Raw genomic sequence first — 19,148 nt, forward strand, 5'->3', positions numbered from 1 at the left:
CCCCCGCATCGCGCGCCGCGTCCCGGGCCGGTTCGCGCGCCCCCGAACCGTGCGCTCCGAGCAGCGCGGCGAGCGGATCGCCGCCGTGTTCGACCCGGCTCAGCGCCTGCTTGTAGTCGAGCTGGGCGAGTCCGGGCTCGGCGAGCTCCCGCCAGGTGCGCGGCATCGCGACCATCGGCCGGAACGTGCCGCGCAGGGAATACGGCGTGATCGTGGTTTTCGCAGCGTTGTTCTGGCTCCAGTCCACGAGCACCTTGCCGCCCCTGATCGACTTCTTCATGTCGCTCACCACGAGGTCGGGGTGGTCGGCTTCGAGTGCTCTGGCGAGTTCGTGCGCAACCTGCGAGATCTCGTCGGAGGTATGGGTCAGGTCGAGCGCGGCATACAGGTGGATGCCCTTGCTCCCGCTCGTGACCGGGAGCGGGTCGAGTCCCATATCGCGCAGGATGGCGCGGGCGAGCCTGGCCACCTCTGCGCACTCCGGAAGGGTGACGCCCTCACCGGGGTCGAGGTCGAGCACGAGCCGGTCGGGGTTGCGCCGGCTGCCGTCCCGCCCGAACTGCCACTGCGGAACGTGGAGCTCGAGCGCCGACATCTGCCCGAGCCAGGTCAGGGTCGCGACGTCGTTCACGAGCGGGTACACGTTCGTGTGGTCGGTGTGCTCGATCGAGTGGCGCTGCACCCAGCTCGGCGCTGAGTCCTCGAGGTTCTTCTGGAAGAACATCTTCTCCGGCTTCTCCACCGTGCCGACCCCGTGCACCCAGCGCTTGCGGGTCGCCGCACGGTTCGCGGCGTGCGGCACGAGCACCTCGGCGATCGCGGCGTAGTACCCGAGGACATCCGCCTTTGTGGTGCCGGTCTCGGGGTAGAGCACCTTGTCGAGGTGCGTGAGAGTGATCCGGTGACCGTCGACGGACACGACCTGGCTCGTCGCCTCGTTCATCCGGCCTCCGTTCCGATCGATTCGCCCGGGTTCTCCCGATGCCGTTCCACCAGCATGCCCGCGCACTCCCCGTCCGGCTAGTACGGGCGGCGGATGCGGTGTCTACTGGTTCGCATGAGATCGATCTGGAAAGGCTCCATCACCTTCGGCCTCGTCAACGTGCCCGTCAAGGTCTACAGCGCGACAGAAGACCACGACACCGCGCTGCACCAGGTCCACGACGCCGACGGCGGACGCATCCGCTACCAGCGGCGGTGCTCCCGCTGCGGCCGGATCGTCGACTACGCCCACATCGACAAGGCGTACGACGACGGCGAGAACACGGTCGTGCTCACCGAGGAGGAGCTCCGCAGGCTGCCGGCGGAGAAGAGCAGGGAGATCGACGTCGTCGAGTTCGTGCCGAGCGAGCAGCTCGACCCGATGCTGTTCGAGAAGAGCTACTTCCTGGAACCGGACGGCGCATCGCCCAAGGCGTATGTCCTGCTCCGGCGCGCGCTCGAGGCGAGCGACCGCACCGCGATCGTGCGTTTCGCACTCCGCCAGAAGACCCGGCTCGGCGCGCTCCGGGTGCGCGGTGACGTGCTGCTCCTGCAGGCGCTGCTCTGGAGTGACGAGGTGCGGGAGGCCGACTTCCCCGCCCTGGCCGAATCCACGAAGATCTCGCGGCAGGAGCTCGAACTCTCGGCGGCGCTCGTCGAGTCCTTCGCCTCCGACTTCACCCCCCAGGACTACCGCGACGACTACCAGGACCAGCTCAGGGAGCTGATCGAAGCCAAACTCGCGGCCGGAGAGACCGTCGAGGCGGCCGAGGCAGGGGAGGCGGGGGAGGCCACAGGAGAGGAGTCCGGCGGCGGCGAGGTCCTCGACCTGATGGAGGCGCTCCGGCGCAGCGTCGAGCGCAGCCGGGGAGGAGGGAAGGGCGGCACCGCAGCGGAGGGCGACGACACGGCGCGGCCCGCGAAACGGCGCATTCCGTAGAGCGTCGGCGCATCGGTAGACTCGCACAATGGCAGGGGCGGAAGTACCCATCATCAGTTCCAGGGTTCTGACCCTGCCCAACCTGCTGAGCGCCCTCCGGCTTACCCTCGTCCCGGTCTTCCTCGTCCTGCTCGTCCGCGGCGCGGATGCCTGGGCCCTCCTCGTGCTCCTCGTCGCGAGCCTCACCGACTACCTCGACGGCGTGATCGCGCGGCGCTTCAACCAGATCACCCGGCTCGGCCAGCTCCTCGACCCCGCGGCCGACCGCCTCTACATCTTCGCGGCGCTCCTCGGCCTGGCCTGGCGCGACCTCGTGCCCTGGTGGATCGTCCTCATCGTGATCGGCAGGGACGTCTTCCTGCTCGGCCTCGGGATCGTCCTTGCGAGCCACGGCTACGGTCCGCTCCCGGTCAACCTGCTCGGCAAGGCCGCGACCTTCTGCCTCTTTTATGCGCTGCCGCTGATCATGCTCGGCCAGGCTTTCCCGATGCTCGGCTGGTGGTCCCTTCCGATCGGCTGGGCCTTCGGAATCTGGGGGGCATTCCTGTATTGGTGGGCCGGAATCATCTACGCTTTCGAGACGGCCAGGGTGATTCGGATTCCGCGGGCCATACCGCCCATTCGATCGGATACGATTGGGGGGTAGGAGGTGTACCGGTGATTGATTCCAAAAAGCCAGATGAGAGCCAGCGTAAGGCCGCGCCCGAAGAATATTCCGGCACCGACACGACGATGACGTTCAGCCAGGGCTTCGCAGCCCAGCTCGCGGCCGTCGACAACGACGTGACGGCAGAAGAACAGGAAGCGATCTCGGCCCTTCCCTCCGGGTCGGCTCTCCTCGTCGTTCGCCGCGGTCCGAACTCGGGCGCCCGGTTCCTGCTCGATGCCGATGTGACGACCGTCGGTCGGCACCCGCACGCGGACATCTTCCTCGATGACGTGACCGTGTCCCGTCGGCACGCCGAGTTCCTCCGCCACGGAACCTCGTTCGAGGTCAAGGACCTCGTCTCCCTGAACGGCACCTATTTCGAGGGAGTGCGCATCGAAACCGCAGCGCTCCACGACAGGGATGAAGTCCAGGTCGGCAAGTTCCGGCTCACGTTCTACGCCTCGCGACTCGATCTGGCGCCACAGGCGAGCGAGTAGTGGCAGCGTCCTCCGCCCAGGCCAGGCAGCCGGGTGCGACGTCGCTGTTGAGCATCGGACAGGTGCTCGCTCGCCTGACCCCGGATTTTCCCGACCTCACCCCGTCGAAGCTGCGCTTCCTCGAGGAGCAGCGCCTCGTCTCTCCCGCGCGCACCGAATCCGGCTACCGCAAGTTCTGCGCGAGCGACCTCGACCGGCTCCGCCTGATCCTGTCGATGCAGCGCGACCTGTACCTTCCGCTCAAGGTCATCCGGGGCTACCTCGACGACCTCGACGCCGGCAACTCGCCGACGCTGCCCGGGGGAGTGACTCCGGGTCCGTCGATGCTGTCGACCGAACGGCGCCTCAGCCGGGACGAGCTCATCCGCGAGGCCGGGGCATCCGCCGCCCTGCTGCACGACGCCGTGTCCGCCTCGATCATCCTTCCGGCGGAAGTGTACGGTGACGACGCTCTCGGAGTCCTGCGTGCCCTTGTCGAGCTCCAGCACAGCGGGATCGAACCGAGGCACCTGCGCGGCTTCCGCGGCGCGGCAGAACGGGAACTGGGGCTGATCGAGAGCGCCCTGGTGCCGCTGTCCCGACGCAGGGATGCGTCGAGCCGGGCGAAGGCCGCGGAAATGGCCGTCGAAATCGCCGGCAATTTCGAAGTCATCCGCGGCAGCCTGATCCGTTCGGCGCTCGGTCGCCTCACCAGTTAAGCTCGGCCGGATCGCCAGGAAGTCGTAGACTGCTGGAAGCGCCGCCGGACCGAATCCGATCCGGGCGAACCCCACCGATGGCAGTCGTACGACACGCCGACGCGTTCGGGCGGATGTCCGGGCCTGGGTCCAGTACCTCGGTAGCGTTGCATCTGCGGCCGCGCCGCACCCCATTCCGAGAGGCCATCGTATGAGCGAGCTCAGCAAGCGTGACGACGCCTCCCGCTACGGTGACGGACTCCTGTTCACAGACGGCATGCCGGACCTCGATGAGAATTCCGGGTACCGGGGCGCCGTCGCGGCCCGTGCCGCCGGCATCACCTACCGCCAGCTGGACTACTGGGCCCGTACCGAACTCGTCGAACCGACGGTGCGCGGTGCGACCGGCTCCGGCACGCAGCGGCTCTACGGCTTCCGCGACATTCTCGTCCTCAAGCTCGTCAAACGCCTCCTCGACACCGGCATCTCACTCCAGCAGATCCGCACGGCCGTCAACCAGCTCCGCGAGTCCGGGGTCAGCGACCTCGCCCAGACGACGCTCATGAGCGACGGCGCGAGCGTCTATCTCTGCACGTCCAACGACGAGGTCATCGATCTCGTCAGCCGCGGCCAGGGCGTCTTCGGAATCGCCGTCGGCAAGGTCCTGCGCGAGGTCGAGACGACCCTCGTCGAGCTCGACTCCCAGCCGTCCGACCCTTCCGACGAACTCGCCGTCCGCCGCCTCGCCCGCAAGGTCTCCTAACCCACCAGCAGGTCGAGCTCGCCATCAGGACTGGCTCGGTGGCAGGACTCGCTCGGTGGCAAGACGCGCTCGCTGGCAGGACTCGCTCGCCGCAAGGACACCCGCTTTCTCGCGGCCCCCGCGATCGAGGTGCGGAAAAGGCACCTTCGTCCCGCCTGGGAAGGTCTTTCGTCCGCAACCCAGCGCGGGAATGTGACCCGGTTTGGGGGCGGATCCGCCTAGCGCTGCTCCGCGTATTCGCCGATGCGTGCGGTGCGGAGGATACGGTCGAGCAGCTGGTCGAAGTAGCGGGCCATCTCCTGCGCGCTGTCGCCGGGCCAGGTGTGCAGCGGCTTCGCGGCGCCCTGCGCCTGCTGCAGCGACGTGCGCTCCGGCAGCTGGGGGCTGAGCACGAGCGGTCCGAACATGTCCCGCAGTTCCTTGATCCGGAACTGGTGCTCGAGGGACGCGATCCTGGCACGATTCACGATGATGCCGAGCGGCTGCAGCCGCGGGCTGAGTCCGCGGCGGATCTCCTCGATCGCGCGCAGTGCGCGGTCGGCGGCGGCGACGGAGAACAGCCCGGGCTCTGTGACGACGGCGACGCGGTCGCTCGCCGCCCACGCGGTCCGGGTCAGGGCGTTGAGGGAGGGCGCGCAGTCGATCAGCACCAGGTCGTAGTCCTTCTCGACCGTCGAGAGGGCTTCTTCGAGCTTCCAGATGTCGCGGATGCTCGGGTGCGGACCGTCGAAGTTGATGGCGGACGGGCTGCCGATCATGACGTCGATCGTGCCCTGCTGGCCGCGGGTCCAGCCGCTCGGCACGATGGCGGCACGGACGATCTTTTCCTTGGGGGATGCGAGGACGTCGGCGATGTTCAGGTGGCCGGCGACCTCGATGTCCATGCCGGTCGACACGTCCGATTGCGGGTCGATGTCGACGACCAGGGTCCGTACGCCGCGGGCGAAGGCAGCAGACGCCAGACCCAGGGTCACTGTGGTCTTGCCTACTCCTCCCTTGAGGGAGCTAACGCTTAGTACGTGCACAAGTAGATACGTTACCTTCACTAGTCTTAGAGAACCTAACCGCCAGCTGTGTGCCCGTCGCCTCCTGAAAGGTCTGTATGTTCACGAAGATTCTTGTTGCCAACCGCGGAGAAATCGCGATTCGCGCGTTTCGTGCAGCGTATGAACTCGGCGCGAAAACCGTCGCCGTTTATCCGTTCGAAGACCGGAATTCCCTCCATCGCCTGAAGGCGGACGAGGCGTACCAGATCGGCGAACCCGGGCACCCGGTCAGGGCATACCTGACCGTGAGCGAGATCATCCGGGTCGCCGTCGAGAGCGGCGCCGACGCCATTTACCCCGGCTACGGCTTCCTTTCCGAGAACCCCGAGCTCGCACTCGCCGCCCGCGAGGCCGGCATCACCTTCATCGGCCCCGGCGAGCACGTGCTCGAAATGGCCGGAAACAAGGTCACCGCCAAGGAGCACGCGATCGCTGCTGGCGTTCCCGTGCTCAAGTCGAGCGCGCCATCGAAGGACCTCGACGAGCTCATCGCCGCAGCTGCCGACATCGGCTTCCCGATCTTCGCCAAGGCCGTCGCCGGCGGCGGCGGCCGCGGCATGCGCCGCGTCGCGAGCATAGAGGACCTGCGCGGTTCCCTCGAGGAGGCCATGCGCGAGGCCAACAGCGCCTTCGGCGACTCGACCATGTTCCTCGAGCAGGCCGTGCTCCGCCCCCGGCACATCGAAGTGCAGATCCTCGCGGACTCGACCGGCGAAACCGTGCACCTCTTCGAGCGGGACTGCTCCGTGCAGCGTCGCCACCAGAAGGTCATCGAGATCGCGCCGGCCCCGAACCTCAGCGACGAGATCCGTACCCGTCTCTACGCGGATGCCGTGGCTTTCGCCCGCTCCATCGGTTACGTCAACGCGGGCACCGTCGAGTTCCTGCTCGACACCGTCGGGGAGCGCGCAGGCCAGCACGTCTTCATCGAGATGAACCCGCGGATCCAGGTCGAGCACACCGTGACGGAAGAGGTCACAGACGTCGACCTCGTCGTCGCCCAGATCCGCATCGCCGCGGGGGAGACCCTCGCCGAACTCGGGCTCCTCCAGGACCAGATCCACCTGCGCGGCGCCGCGCTCCAGTGCCGCATCACCACCGAGGACCCCACGATGGGGTTCCGGCCGGACACCGGGAAGATCACGACGTATCGCTCACCCGGCGGGGCAGGCATCCGCCTCGACGGTGGAACCATCAACCCGGGCGCGCAGATCAGCCCGCACTTCGACTCGATGCTCGCGAAGCTCACCTGCCGCGGTCGCGACTTCACCGCAGCCGTCACGCGCTCCAAGCGGGCACTCGCCGAGTTCCGCATCCGCGGCGTCTCCACGAACGTCGCCTTCCTCCAGGCCGTCCTGGAAGACCCGGGCTTCGCGGCCGGCGACCTCAGCACCTCCTTCATCGACGAACGGCCAGACCTGCTCCGCGCCCGCGTCTCGAAGGACCGTGGAACGAAGATCCTGAACTGGCTCGCCGACGTCACCGTCAACAAGCCGAACGGGGTCCCGATCACCCTGCTGAACCCGGCAGAGAAGCTTCCGAAGCTCGACCTCAGCGTCCCGGCCCCCGCGGGCTCCCGCCAGCGGCTGCAGCTGCTCGGCCCGGCCGGTTTCGCCGCGGAACTCCGCGCCCAGACCGCACTCGCCGTGACGGACACCACGTTCCGCGACGCCCACCAGTCGCTCCTGGCTACCCGCGTGCGCACGAGGGACCTCGTCGCCGTCGCGCCGTACGTCGCCCGGATGACGCCGGAGCTCCTCTCGATCGAGGCCTGGGGCGGCGCGACCTACGACGTCGCGCTCCGTTTCCTCGGCGAGGACCCGTGGGAACGGCTCGCCGCCCTGCGGGCCGCGCTCCCGAACATCAACGTGCAGATGCTGCTCCGCGGCCGGAACACGGTCGGATACACGCCGTACCCGACCGAGGTCACCGACGCCTTCGTGCGGGAAGCGTCCGACACGGGCGTCGACATCTTCCGGATCTTCGACGCCCTCAACGACGTCTCGCAGATGCGCCCGGCGATCGATGCCGTCCTCGGCACCGGAACGAGCATCGCCGAGGTCGCACTCTGCTACACGGGCGACCTGCTCGACCCCGCGGAGGACCTCTACACGCTCGACTACTACCTGCGCCTCGCGGAGCAGATCGTCGACACCGGCGCGCACATCATTGCGATCAAGGACATGGCCGGGCTGCTTCGCCCGGCGGCCGCGGAGAAGCTCGTCGGAGCGCTTCGCGAACGCTTCGCGCTCCCGGTGCACGTCCACACCCACGACACTCCCGGCGGCCAGCTCGCGACCCTGCTCGCCGCCGCGCGCGCGGGCGCCGACGCTGTCGACGTCGCGAGCGCACCGATGGCCGGCACCACGAGCCAGCCTTCTGCGTCCTCGCTCGTCGCCGCGCTCGCGCACACCGAACGCGACACCGGCATCTCGCTCAAGGCCGTCTGCGACCTCGAACCGTACTGGGAAGACGTGCGCCGCGTCTACCACCCCTTCGAATCGGGACTCCGGGCCCCGACCGGGCGGGTCTACAGCCACGAGATCCCCGGTGGCCAGCTCTCCAACCTCCGCACCCAGGCCGTCGCACTCGGCCTCGCCGACGACTTCGAGCTCATCGAGGACATGTACGCCGCCGCGAACCAGATCCTCGGCCGCGTTCCCAAGGTCACGCCCTCGTCCAAAGTCGTCGGCGACCTCGCCCTCTACCTCGCCGCCGTCCGCGCCGATCCGGAGGACTTCGCCGCGAACCCGGGCAACTACGACGTGCCAGACTCGGTGATCGGCTTCATGGCCGGCGAACTGGGCGACCTGCCCGGCGGCTGGCCGGAGCCCTTCCGCAGCAAGGTGCTCGCCGGTCGCAGCATCCACATCGGCGTCACCGAGCTGACAGCACCCGAGCGCGAGGCGCTCGACGGCGACAGCCTGACCCGTCGCTCGATGCTCAACCAGCTGCTCTTCCCCGGACCGACCCGCCAGTTCGAGCAGATCCGCGAGCTGTTCGGCGACCTCTCCGTCGTCGACACCGTCGACTACCTCAACGGGCTGCAGCAGGGTATCGAACACTCGGTCGAGATCGACAAGGGCGTTCGCCTCTACGTCGGACTCGAGGCGATCGGCGAGGCGGACGACAAGGGCATGCGCACCGTCATGACCACGCTCAACGGCCAGCTGCGCCCCGTGTTCGTGCGCGACCGCGGCATCACCGTGAGCACCAAGGCCGCCGAGAAAGCGGATGCGAACCGGCCGGGCCAGGTCGCGGCTCCCTTCTCCGGGGTGGTCACCCTGCAGGTCGAGGAAGGCGCGATCGTCGAGGCCGGCCAGACCGTCGCATCCATCGAAGCCATGAAAATGGAGGCGGCCATCACCTCCCCGATCGCCGGTGTCGTCGAGCGGGTGGCGATCCCGAAGACGCAGCAGGTGGACGCCGGCGACCTCCTCGTGGTGGTGCGCCCGCGCTAGGCTGAAGGTCGATCGGCCGTCGCCCACCGTGGCGCCGGCCGGCCGGGGGCCCAGGCCGGGCCGATATTTTCACGACGAAGGGACGGACTGTGGTGCCGGAAAAGCGCACGGATACCGGAATCTCTTCGACGGGCGGCGGAGACGCGCAGCCCGGTGACGAGTACAACAGCGAGCTGCCGCCGCACACGATCGACAACCTCGCCGCTGCGCTGCCGGCAGGGCTCGCAGCCGCACCCCTCGCGTCGCCGGCGCTCGGGAGTACCGGCCCCGCAGGCGGGGGCGATGCTGGCCGCCCCGCGACGCACACCATCGAGATCAACACCGGGCCGGGCATCCGGGTCCCGGCCGGCGACCGCGTGACCCGGAACGACCGCGCCGACCGGGGTGAGCGCCTCGGCGCCGCCGCAGCAGGGGCCGTGCAGTCCCTCTCCGGCCCTGCGCAGACCGGTCCGGCGGATGCCGCGGCGCAGTCCCGCAGGGAGCGCCTGCGCCCCGATGGCGGCACCGTCCCGGAATCGGCGGCCATGCTCACGTCGGAACGCCTGCTCGCGGTCAATCGCCGCACCCAGCCGCCGCCCCACGGAGGCTGGAACGCCTTCGTCTACGCCGCGACGCTGCACCTCGTCAACCTCGGCGACTCGGCGAAGGTCCGCGCCCACAAGGACATGGACGCCCTGATCCGCAAGGAGTTCGACGGCGGCACCCGGTTCGTGCCGATCCTCACCCGCAAGGGCGGTGTCGGCAAGACCACGGTCACGGCCCTGCTCGGCATGGCCCTCGCCGACGCACGCGAAGACCGCATCATCGCCGTCGACGCCAACCCCGACCGAGGCACCCTCTCCGAACGGGTCAGCAAGCAGACGAGGTCGACCGTGCGCGACGTCGTCACGAAGGCCGCGTCCATCGGTGGCTTCACCGACTTCTCCACCCTCGTGTCCCGCGACGCGACCCGGCTCGACATCCTCGCCTCCGACACAGACCCGCTCCTGTCCGAAGCCTTCGACGAGGACGACTACAACGTCGTGGCCGACCTCGCGGCCCGGTACTACTCGATCATGCTCACCGATTGCGGCACCGGGATCGTGCACTCCGTGATGCGGGCGACCCTGCAGCGTGCTGACTCGATCGTGGTCGTCTCCGGAGGCAGCGTCGACGAAGCCAGGCTCGCCTCTGAGACCCTGACCTGGCTCGACGCCAACGGCTACGGCGACCTCGTCCGCAACTCGATCGTCGCGCTCAACACCGCGACCCAGGGCACCAACCTCGTGAAACTCGAGGAGATCGAGTCGCACTTCCGGTCGAGGGTCCGCGAGATCGTGCGCATCCCCTACGACCCGCAACTGGCGGCGGGGAGCGTGATCTCGTGGGAGGACCTGAAACCGATCACCCGGCTTGCCGCCCGCACCCTTGCTGCTCTCGTGGTCGAGGGCCTTCCCGCCCACCGCGGCGCGTGAAGCGCACCCGGTCAACCGACGTGCCCGTACCAACTGACTTGGAGTATTCCTGTGCCTGAGCGCCAGATCCGTCTCTTCGGAGATCCCGTTTTGAAGACCGTGTCCGCGCCGATCGAGATCATCGACGACAGGGTCACCCGGCTCGTCGTCGATCTCCTCGACAGCGTGCGCCTGCCCGGCCGCGCCGGCGTCGCCGCTGCCCAGATCGGCGTCAACCTGCGCGCGTTCAGTTACAACGTCGATGGCGTGATCGGGTACATCCTGAACCCCGTCGTCGTCGAGGTATCCGGCGAGCCCGCCCTCGTCGAAGAGGGCTGCCTGTCCGTTCCCGGCCTGTGGTACCCCACCAAGCGGTACCCGTTCGCGAGGGTCACCGGAACCGACCTCGCCGGCGAGCCCGTCGAACTCGCCGGCGACGGGCTGATGGCCCAGGCCCTGCAGCACGAGACCGACCACCTCGACGGTTTCCTCTACATCGACAAGCTCGACAAGGAGAACCGCCGGGCGGCCATGAAGGAGATCCGCGAGTCGGACTGGTTCTGACCGACGGTCAGCGCACGACCGGGTTCTGCTCGGTGACGACGGGCACGCCCTGGTACATGCCCTCGATGGTCGCGGAGAAGTCCCGCATGATCACGTCGCGCTTGATGCTGAGCTTCGGCGTGAGATAGCCGTTGTCCTCGGTGAGCTCGACGGTGAGGATCACGAACTTGCGGATCGACTCCGCACGCGACACGTGGGAGTTGGCGTGGTCGATGGCACGCTGCACCTCGGCGAGCACCGCAGGATTGACGGCCGCCTCGGCAAGTGACATCGAGGCATCCTCGCCGTTGTTGTGGAGCCAGACCGCGAGCATGTCGGGGTCGAGTGTGACGAGCGCAGCGATGAAGGGCTTGCGGTCCCCGACGACGATGACCTGGCCGACGAGGGGGTTGGAGCGGATCGGGTCCTCGAGCGCGGCAGGGGCGACGTTCTTGCCGCCCGCCGTGACGATGATCTCCTTCTTGCGTGCCGTGATGGTGACGAAGCCGTCCGCGTCGAAGTCGCCGATGTCGCCCGTGCGGAACCAGCCGTCGTCGAAGGCGGCCTGGGTCGCCTCCGGGTTGTGCCAGTACTCCTTGAAGACGTTGACGCCCTTCACCTCGATCTCGCCGTCGTCCATGATGCGGATCGAGACGCCGGGGATGGGAGGGCCGACGGTACCGACCTTGAACTGGTCTGTGCGGCCGACCGTCGCAGGGGCCGTGGTCTCGGTGAGCCCGTAGCCCTCGAGGATCTTGATGCCGAGGCTGTGGTAGAAGTGGCCGAGGAACTCGCCGAGGGGAGCGGAGCCGGAGACGGCGTAGCGCACCTTCCCGCCCATGGCCGTGCGGAGCTTGCTGTAGACGAGACGGTCGAAGATCGCGAACCGGATCTTCATCGAGAGGCTCACCGGGGTTCCCTCGGCGAGTGCCTTGGAGTGCTTGACGGCGAGGTGCGCGGCCGCCTCGAAGATCTTGCCGCGACCGGCGGCCTCTGCCTTCTGCTCCGCCGAGTTGTAGACCTTCTCGAACACCCGCGGAACCGCGAGAAGGAACGTCGGCTTGAAGGTCGCGAGCGCAGGCAGCAACTGCCGGGTGTCCGGCTGGTGTCCGACCCGCACGTTCCCGTGCACGCACAGTACGGCGATGAACCGGGCGAAGACGTGCGCGGTCGTAATGAACAGCAGGGTGGATGCGCCGTCCTCGTGGGTGAGGACGTCCGAGAGGGCGACGCCCGCGTTCCGGGAGGTCTCGACGAAGTTGGAGTGCGTGAGCACGCACCCCTTCGGCCGTCCCGTGGTCCCTGCGGTGTAGATCAGGGTCGCGATGTCGGCGCCGGTCGCGAGGTGGCGGCGGCGCTCGATCTCGGCATCCGGAACGTTGACACCTCCGGCGGCGATCTTCGCGAGGTCGCCGAGGTCGATCTGCCAGACGGTTCCGATGTTCGGGAGGTCGGGGTGCACCTCGTCGAACTTGGCGAAGTGGTCGGCGGTCTCGAGGATCACGGCGGCGGCGCCGGAGTCGCCGAGGATCCACTGCATCTGGGTGGGAGAGCTGGTCTCGTAGACCGGGACCAGGACGGCGCCGGCGTACCAGGTCGCGAAGTCGATCAGGGTCCACTCATAGCGGGTCTTGCACATCAGGCCGATTTTGTCGCCGGGTTCGATGCCTGCTGCGACGAGCCCCTTGGCGAGGCCAACGACCTGACGGTGGAATTCGGATGTGGTCACGGGAGCCCAGCCGGCACCGCGGGGAACCGAGAAAAGCACGGAATCCGGGGTCGCGGCGAGGCGAGCTGCGAGGAGGTCGGTGATGTTCGCCCCTGGATCGGCAGGGACGACTGCGGGCATATCGAACTGTTTCACGGCAACTCCTCTGGTACCGGGCGGATGTGCACACTCTAGCCGGGCGGAATGCGGAGCAGTCGTTTCGACTCGCAGCGCCGCGGCTCAGTACACTCTAGAGGGACGCCTCAGCATAAGTGTGTGCTGAGCTGGGCGGATGCCCGAGACTATCTACGAAAGAGGCCGGCTGTGCACGCCATTGGAATCGACATCGGCGGCACGAAGATAGCTGGAGCCCTGGTCGACGAGTTCGGCACCATTCTCCGTTCCGAGCGCACGCCCACAACGGCGGGGGACCCGCGCGCCATCGAAGACGCCGTTGTCGAGATGATCCAGAAACTCGCCGTCGGAGAGGACGTCATCGCGGCCGGCGTGGCAGCTGCCGGCTTCATCGACTCCGCGCAGTCCACGGTGTACTACGCCCCCAACATCAACTGGCGCAACGAACCGCTCCGGGCGACCCTCGAAGAGCGGCTCAACCTCCCGATCCTGATCGAGAACGACGCGAACGCGGCCGGTTGGGCCGAATTCTGCTTCGGCGCGGGCCAGGTCTACAGCGACATGGTCACGCTGACCATCGGCACCGGTGTCGGCGGCGCGATCGTTTCCAACGACCGCCTGTTCCGCGGCGGCTTCGGCTGCGGCGCCGAGCTCGGCCACGTGCGCATCGTCCCAGACGGCCTGCCGTGCGGCTGCGGAGCCCAGGGCTGCATCGAGCAGTACGGCTCCGGCAGGGCCCTGCTCCGCATCGCCAACTCCCTTGCGGATGCCGGCGGTATCGGCCTCGGCCTCGCATCCGCCCGTGACCGCAAGGGCAAGCTCAGCGGCAAGGACGTCGGCCGCCTGATCCAGGACGGCGACCCGGGGGCACTCGCGGCCCTCCGCCAGCTCGGCGACGCGCTCGGCCAGGCCTGCGCCTCGCTCGCGGCCGTGCTCGACCCGCAGATCTTCGTCTTCGGCGGGGGAGTCGCCGACGCCGGCGAGCTGCTCCTCGAACCGATTCGCACCGCGTACCTCGAAAACCTTCCGGCACGGGGCTACCATCCCGAAGCAGAATTCGCGATTGCCCAACTCGTCAACGATGCCGGAGTTGTCGGCGCTGCAGACCTGGCGCGGAAGCACGTCTTCCCGATCTAGGCTGTGCCCGACCCAAGAAGAGAGCGACCGATGTTCTACTGGATCATGAAAAACATTGTCGTCGGACCCCTTCTACTGGGGCTCTTCCGGCCGTGGGTGGTGGGCCTCGAGAACATTCCCAGGACCGGGGGAGTCATCCTCGCGAGCAATCACCTCTCGTTCATCGACTCGGTGTTCCTGCCGCTCGTGGTGCCGCGCCGGGTGATCTTCCTCGCCAAGAGCGAATACTTCACCGGAACCGGGCTCAAGGGCTGGGCGACGAAGCAGTTCTTCAAGGCGACCGGTCAGCTCCCCATCGACCGCTCGGGCGGCAAGGCCTCCGAGGACTCGCTCAACACGGGCCTGCGGGTCCTCTCCGGCGGCGGCGTGCTCGGCATCTACCCGGAGGGCACCCGCAGCCCCGACGCGAAGATGTACCGCGGCCGCACCGGGGTGGCCCGGATGCTCCTCGAGGCCGGGGTGCCCGTCGTTCCCGTTGCGATGATCGACACCGAGAAGGCCATGCCGACCGGCACGAGGATCCCGAAGATCCGCCGGATCGGGATCGTGATCGGAAAACCCCTCGACTTCAGCCGCTTCGAGGGGCTGGAGGGGGACAGGTTCGTGCTCCGCAGCGTGACCGACGAGCTGATGTACGAGCTCCAGGCGCTCAGCAAGCAGGAGTACGTCGACGTGTACGCCACGAGCGTGAAAGAAAAGCGCGCCAGTCTTTCGCGATAAGATCGCGTATCCCTTCCCGGCTCTTCCAGCCAGTCCCCTGGCGCGCACTCCGCGCGCCAACCAAGAGAAAACAGAGATAGTCCTGTGGTAGACACTACCGAACCCGTCGTTGTGGCCGATGAAGCTGTGATCGCCGGTCTGGACTATTGGCGCACTCTTCCCATCAAGCAGCAGCCGACGTGGCCGGACGCAGGCGCCGTCGCAGCGGCATCCGCCGAACTGTCGACGCAGCCGCCCCTGGTCTTCGCCGGCGAGGTCGACATCCTGCGCGACCGGCTCGCCCAGGCCGCCGCAGGGCACGCCTTCCTGCTCCAGGGCGGCGACTGCGCGGAGACCTTCAGCGGTGCGACCGCTGAGCAGATCCGCAACCGGGTCAAGACCGTGCTGCAGATGGCCGTCGTGCTCACCTACGGCGCCTCGATGCCCGTGATCAAGATGGGCCGGATGGCCGGCCAGTTCGCGAAGCCGCGCTCGAGTGACTTCGAGACCCGCGGCGGCGTCACCCTGCCTGCCTACCGCGGCGACATCGTCAACGGCTACGACTTCACCCCCGAATCCCGCGAGGCAGACCCTGCCCGACTGGTCAAGGGGTACCACACGGCCGCGTCGACGCTCAACCTGATCCGTGCGTTCACCCAGGGTGGTTTCGCCGACCTGCGCCAGGTGCACAGCTGGAACCAGGGCTTCGCCGCGAACCCCGCGAACCAGCGCTACGAGAAGGTGGCCAAGGAGATCGACCGGGCCATCAAGTTCATGATCGCGTGCGGTGCTGACTTCGAGGCGATGCGTCGCACCGAGTTCTACACGAGCCACGAGGGCCTGCTGATGGACTACGAGCGCCCGATGACGCGGATCGACTCCCGCACCGGAACCCCGTACAACACCTCAGCGCACTTCATCTGGATCGGTGAGCGCACCCGCGACCTCGACGGCGCCCACGTCGACTTCCTGTCCCGGGTGCGGAACCCGATCGGGGTCAAGCTCGGCCCGAGCACCTCGGCAGACGACATGCTGCGCCTCGTCGACAAGCTCGACCCGAACCGCGAGCCCGGCCGCCTCACCTTCATCACCCGGATGGGAGCAGGCAAGGTGCGCGACGCGCTCCCGCCGCTCCTCGAGGCGATCAAGGCGAGCGAGGCCAAGCCGCTCTGGATCACGGACCCGATGCACGGCAACGGCGTGACCACGCCGACCGGGTACAAGACGCGTCGTTTCGACGACGTCGTCGACGAGGTCCGCGGCTTCTTCGAGGCCCACCGCGCGGTCGGAACCCACCCGGGCGGCGTGCACGTCGAGCTCACCGGCGACGACGTCACCGAGTGCCTCGGCGGCTCGGAGCACATCGACGAGGCCGACCTCGCGACCCGCTACGAATCGCTCTGCGACCCGCGGCTCAACCACATGCAGTCCCTCGAGCTCGCCTTCCTCGTCGCCGAGGAGCTCGCAGCCCGCTGACCCGCAGGCATCCCGCCAGAGTGCCGCCGTACCCGCCGAGATCACCCGGCAGGGCGGCGGCACTCGGCGCATCCGGCGCCTCTTGCCTCCTGGAGCGGATGCCGCCAGCGCGAGACATAGACGCGCCGGCCTGTGCCGGGAGCACGTACTGCGCCGCTCAACAAGGAATGGTGGCCCAGTACCACCGAAATGCTCCGCGTTCTAGAAGATCGTCGTCCCGGTCATCGTGATCGTGCTGCCCTTGGGCACCGAAGTTCCGGCCTTGGGATCGGTCGACTTCACGGTGGCGCCGCCGACTCCAAGCGCGTCCGCCAGCGGTCCATACTGGAGCCTGAAGCCGAGTGCCTCTAGGGCTGCCTTTCCATCGACCCAGGGCATGCCGATGACGTTGGGCACTACCACCGGCGCAGGCCCATCGGACGTTGTGAGCACGTAGGTGTCGCCGACACGCACGGGCCCGTCGTTCTGGGGTGCCGCCCTGATCACGTCGCCCTTGTCGATTGTCTCGCTATGCTCCGAGCCGCCGGTCGTCGCCTTCAGTCCCTTGTCGTGCAGGAGCGACGTCGCGGTGTCGACCGACTTGCCCGAGACGTTCGGCACCGAGCCGAGCGAGGCGACGAGGTTGACCTTCATGCCTTCGAAGTACGGGCCGCCCTGGGAGACCTCGGTGCCATCGCTCTCCCGGGTCGCCGACATGACGATGCCGGCGGCGACCTCGCCGGAGAAGACCTGGTCCACCGTGCCGATCGCGGCGTTCAGCCCCGTGACAGCGGAGGACGCGGCATCCGTGGTGAGGCCGGCGAGCGGGGGAAGCGTGATCGGCTGCGGCCCCTGCGAGACGTAGAGCGTGACCGCGTTGCCCTTCTTCACGTGGCCGCCTTCGCCGGGGTCGGTGCTCGCGACCAGTCCTGCCGCAATGGTTCCGCTGTATTGCTGCGCGAGAGCGGACTGGAGTCCGAGTTCGGCGAGCTGGGCGGCGGCGGCGTCCGGGGCGACGGAGACGAGTGACGGCACCTCGACCTGTGACCCGGGGCCGCTGCCGAAGTACCAGCCGGTGCCCGTGCCGAGGCCGGCGAGCAGGAGAACGAGCGCGAAGAGCCAGTACCCGCGTACCTTGCGGCGTCGGGTCTTCGTGCTGAGGAGTTCCGCGTCCTTCGGCGGCTTCACGACGGGCGCGGGCAGCACGGTCGTCGCACCGGGGGCCTGCGCCTGCGCCGCGGCGCCGAAGATCATGGTGTCGGCATCGGCCTGGGCGGCCGCCGCACCGCTCGGCATCAGCAGGGTCTGCTGCACTCCGGTTTCGCCGTCGAAGGGGCGCATCTGCTTCTCGACGTCGAGGAGCTGGTCGAGCATGACCTTCGCGTCCCGGGGGCGCTGCTCGGGGTCCCTGGCGGTCGCCCAGCTCACGAGCTCGTCGAGTTCGTGCGGGACGGTCATGACGCGCAGGCTCGGCATCGGCACCGTGTCATTGGCGTGCTGGTATGCGATCTGCATCGGAGCCTCGCCGACGTACGGCTGTTCGCCGGTGAGCATCTCGTAGGTCATGATCCCGAGGGCGTAGATGTCGCTGCGCGCATCGGCGATACCGCGCGTGACGAGCTCGGGGGAGAGGTAGGCGATCGTGCCGAGCAGCGCCTGCCCGGTTGCGGTGTTGTTGTTCGCGGCGCGGGCGAGCCCGAAGTCGCCGATCTTGATCCGCCCGTCATCGGCGAGCAGCACGTTCTCGGGTTTCAGGTCGCGGTGCACGATGCCGGCCTTGTGCGCTGCGGCGAGGCCGGACAGCACCGCCTCGAGGATGTCGATGGTCTGTTCGCTCGTGAGGCGCCCGTAGTCCTTGAGCAGGTCGCGCAGCGTGATGCCCGGCAGGTACTCCATCACGAGGTACGCCATGTCGGCGTCCTGGCCCTGGTCGTAGACGTTGACGACGTTCGGGTGGGCGAGGCGCGCAGCCGAACGGGCCTCCTGGACGAACCGCGCCTTGAAGGCATTGTCGTCGGCAAGGTGGCCGTGCATCACCTTGAGCGCCACCCGGCGCTCGAGGCGCAGGTCGGTGGCGAGGTAAACGGTCGCCATTCCGCCCCGGGCGATGCGAGAGCGCACCTGATATCGGCCGTCTATCAGACGGCCGATCATCGGATCGGCAGGACTATCGCTCACCAGTCGAGTCTAGGGAGAAGCGGGCAGATCCGCTGCTGGACACTCGCACGGCACGGCTGATCAGCCGAGTTCGGAGAGCCAAAAACGGGCAGAGGTCTCCCACTTCGCGTAGTAGTCGGGGAAGGCGGAGAGCTGCACGGCCTGCGCCGCCTGGGTGACGGAGAGTCCGTCCCAGCCGGGAATGTCGAGCAGCCCCCTGGTGACCCCGGGGTTGGGGTTCCCGGCGCCGCCGAAGAACGCCTGGCTCGCCCGGACCGGGTCCATCACCTGGTCCGGCGACCCCCACCCCTTGCCTGGGCGCTGCTGGAAGAGTCCGAGTGAGTCCCGGTCGCCGTAGTGGACGTTCCGCAGTCCCGATTCCTGGGCGGCGGCGACGAGGGCGATGACGAGGCCCTGGTCGTTCACGCCGGCCGCACGGCCGGTCGCCACGATGATCCGGGCGTTGGCGCGCATTTCGTCGGAGAGCGGCGTGACCTGGCCGAGGACGGCAGTGGGAGCCGGCCCGGGTTCGGGCGCCTGCAACGGGGTGACGGACGCCGTGGCGACCGATTCCGCCGCGGGCGCGGGGATCGAGAGCTGCTGGCCGGGGTAGATGATGCTCGACCAGCCGAGGTTGTTCGCCTGCAGGATCGCGCGGATGGACACTCCGGCGGCTGCCGCGATCGTCGAGACGGTTTCTCCCGTTGCGATCGTGTGACTCGCGCCGGGCGCGGCGGTCGTCGCGCTGACGAGCGCAACAGCCGGGGCCGCTGCTGCCGGGGCCGAACCGGTGGGAATGACGAGGGCCTGGCCCGGAAAGATGATACTCGCCCTGTCGAGGCCGTTGGCGCTCAGCACGGCCGCGAC

General features: G+C 68.3%; 16 protein-coding genes. 11 read left to right on the forward strand and 5 right to left on the reverse strand.

Annotation, left to right across the window (positions count from 1 at the left end):
- A partial coding sequence (ligD, locus tag QN357_RS10255) for a non-homologous end-joining DNA ligase (protein WP_323504864.1) occupies window positions 1–943 on the reverse strand: 943 nt, incomplete at its 3' end.
- Between the two features lie 114 nt (window positions 944–1,057).
- On the opposite strand from ligD, the gene QN357_RS10260 reads away from it, so the two are divergent.
- The 5 genes from QN357_RS10260 to QN357_RS10280 all read left to right on the forward strand — a co-directional run bounded on the left by QN357_RS10260 (window position 1,058) and on the right by QN357_RS10280 (window position 4,507).
- Window positions 1,058–1,921 carry a Ku protein gene (locus tag QN357_RS10260; protein ID WP_134446116.1) on the forward strand — a complete coding sequence of 288 codons (864 nt, stop codon included), beginning with the start codon at window positions 1,058–1,060 and terminating at the stop codon, window positions 1,919–1,921.
- A gap of 28 nt (window positions 1,922–1,949) precedes the next feature.
- Window positions 1,950–2,567, forward strand: coding sequence for a CDP-alcohol phosphatidyltransferase family protein (locus QN357_RS10265; protein ID WP_322140785.1), 618 nt, complete (start codon window positions 1,950–1,952; stop codon window positions 2,565–2,567).
- A gap of 86 nt (window positions 2,568–2,653) precedes the next feature.
- A complete protein-coding gene (locus QN357_RS10270; protein ID WP_134446136.1) occupies window positions 2,654–3,067 on the forward strand; it encodes an FHA domain-containing protein in 414 nt (137 codons plus the stop codon).
- The gene (locus tag QN357_RS10275) at window positions 3,067–3,765 is read left to right on the forward strand and encodes a MerR family transcriptional regulator (protein WP_134558341.1); all 699 of its coding nucleotides are present in this window, start codon (window positions 3,067–3,069) and stop codon (window positions 3,763–3,765) included. The genes QN357_RS10270 and QN357_RS10275 overlap by 1 nt, the downstream gene beginning before the upstream one ends.
- A 190-nt stretch (window positions 3,766–3,955) precedes the next feature.
- Window positions 3,956–4,507, forward strand: coding sequence for a MerR family transcriptional regulator (locus QN357_RS10280; protein ID WP_134446113.1), 552 nt, complete (start codon window positions 3,956–3,958; stop codon window positions 4,505–4,507).
- A gap of 218 nt (window positions 4,508–4,725) precedes the next feature.
- Here the strand turns inward: QN357_RS10280 and QN357_RS10285 are convergent, their stop codons facing one another.
- Window positions 4,726–5,532, reverse strand: coding sequence for a ParA family protein (locus tag QN357_RS10285; RefSeq protein ID WP_134446112.1), 807 nt, complete (start codon window positions 5,530–5,532; stop codon window positions 4,726–4,728).
- Window positions 5,533–5,609: 77 nt separating this feature from the next.
- Here QN357_RS10285 and QN357_RS10290 point away from each other — a divergent pair, with 77 nt between their 5' ends.
- The 3 genes from QN357_RS10290 to def all read left to right on the forward strand — a co-directional run bounded on the left by QN357_RS10290 (window position 5,610) and on the right by def (window position 11,011).
- A complete protein-coding gene (locus tag QN357_RS10290; RefSeq protein ID WP_322135947.1) occupies window positions 5,610–9,014 on the forward strand; it encodes a pyruvate carboxylase in 3,405 nt (1,134 codons plus the stop codon).
- 89 nt (window positions 9,015–9,103) lie between these two features.
- Window positions 9,104–10,468, forward strand: a complete 1,365-nt coding sequence (locus QN357_RS10295) for a MinD/ParA family protein (RefSeq protein WP_322135946.1) — start codon at window positions 9,104–9,106, stop codon at window positions 10,466–10,468.
- Between the two features lie 51 nt (window positions 10,469–10,519).
- Window positions 10,520–11,011 (forward strand): peptide deformylase, encoded by a 492-nt coding sequence (def, locus tag QN357_RS10300; RefSeq protein WP_134446110.1) that lies wholly within the window; start codon window positions 10,520–10,522, stop codon window positions 11,009–11,011.
- A 7-nt stretch (window positions 11,012–11,018) separates the two neighbouring features.
- On the opposite strand, the gene QN357_RS10305 is transcribed toward def, so the two are convergent.
- Entirely contained in the window at window positions 11,019–12,854 is a 1,836-nt protein-coding gene (locus tag QN357_RS10305; protein ID WP_322135945.1) for an AMP-dependent synthetase/ligase, read from the reverse strand.
- A 168-nt stretch (window positions 12,855–13,022) separates the two neighbouring features.
- Here QN357_RS10305 and QN357_RS10310 point away from each other — a divergent pair, with 168 nt between their 5' ends.
- The 3 genes from QN357_RS10310 (at window position 13,023) to QN357_RS10320 (ending at window position 16,145) form a co-directional block, all read left to right on the forward strand.
- On the forward strand, window positions 13,023–13,970 hold the full coding sequence (locus tag QN357_RS10310) for an ROK family glucokinase (protein ID WP_134446108.1): 948 nt from the start codon (window positions 13,023–13,025) through the stop codon (window positions 13,968–13,970).
- Window positions 13,971–14,000: 30 nt separating this feature from the next.
- Window positions 14,001–14,690: a lysophospholipid acyltransferase family protein gene (locus tag QN357_RS10315; RefSeq protein WP_134558345.1), complete on the forward strand. Its 690-nt coding sequence runs from the start codon at window positions 14,001–14,003 to the stop codon at window positions 14,688–14,690.
- Between the two features lie 84 nt (window positions 14,691–14,774).
- Window positions 14,775–16,145: a class II 3-deoxy-7-phosphoheptulonate synthase gene (locus QN357_RS10320; RefSeq protein WP_370295004.1), complete on the forward strand. Its 1,371-nt coding sequence runs from the start codon at window positions 14,775–14,777 to the stop codon at window positions 16,143–16,145.
- Window positions 16,146–16,346: 201 nt separating this feature from the next.
- Here QN357_RS10320 and pknB read toward each other — a convergent pair whose 3' ends face one another.
- Entirely contained in the window at window positions 16,347–18,302 is a 1,956-nt protein-coding gene (pknB, locus tag QN357_RS10325) for a Stk1 family PASTA domain-containing Ser/Thr kinase (RefSeq protein WP_322135944.1), read from the reverse strand.
- 60 nt (window positions 18,303–18,362) lie between these two features.
- A partial coding sequence (locus QN357_RS10330) for a LysM peptidoglycan-binding domain-containing protein (RefSeq protein ID WP_323504865.1) occupies window positions 18,363–19,148 on the reverse strand: 786 nt, incomplete at its 5' end.

It is taken from the genome of Cryobacterium sp. RTC2.1 (assembly GCF_035018685.1).
Taxonomy (GTDB): domain Bacteria; phylum Actinomycetota; class Actinomycetes; order Actinomycetales; family Microbacteriaceae; genus Cryobacterium; species Cryobacterium glucosi.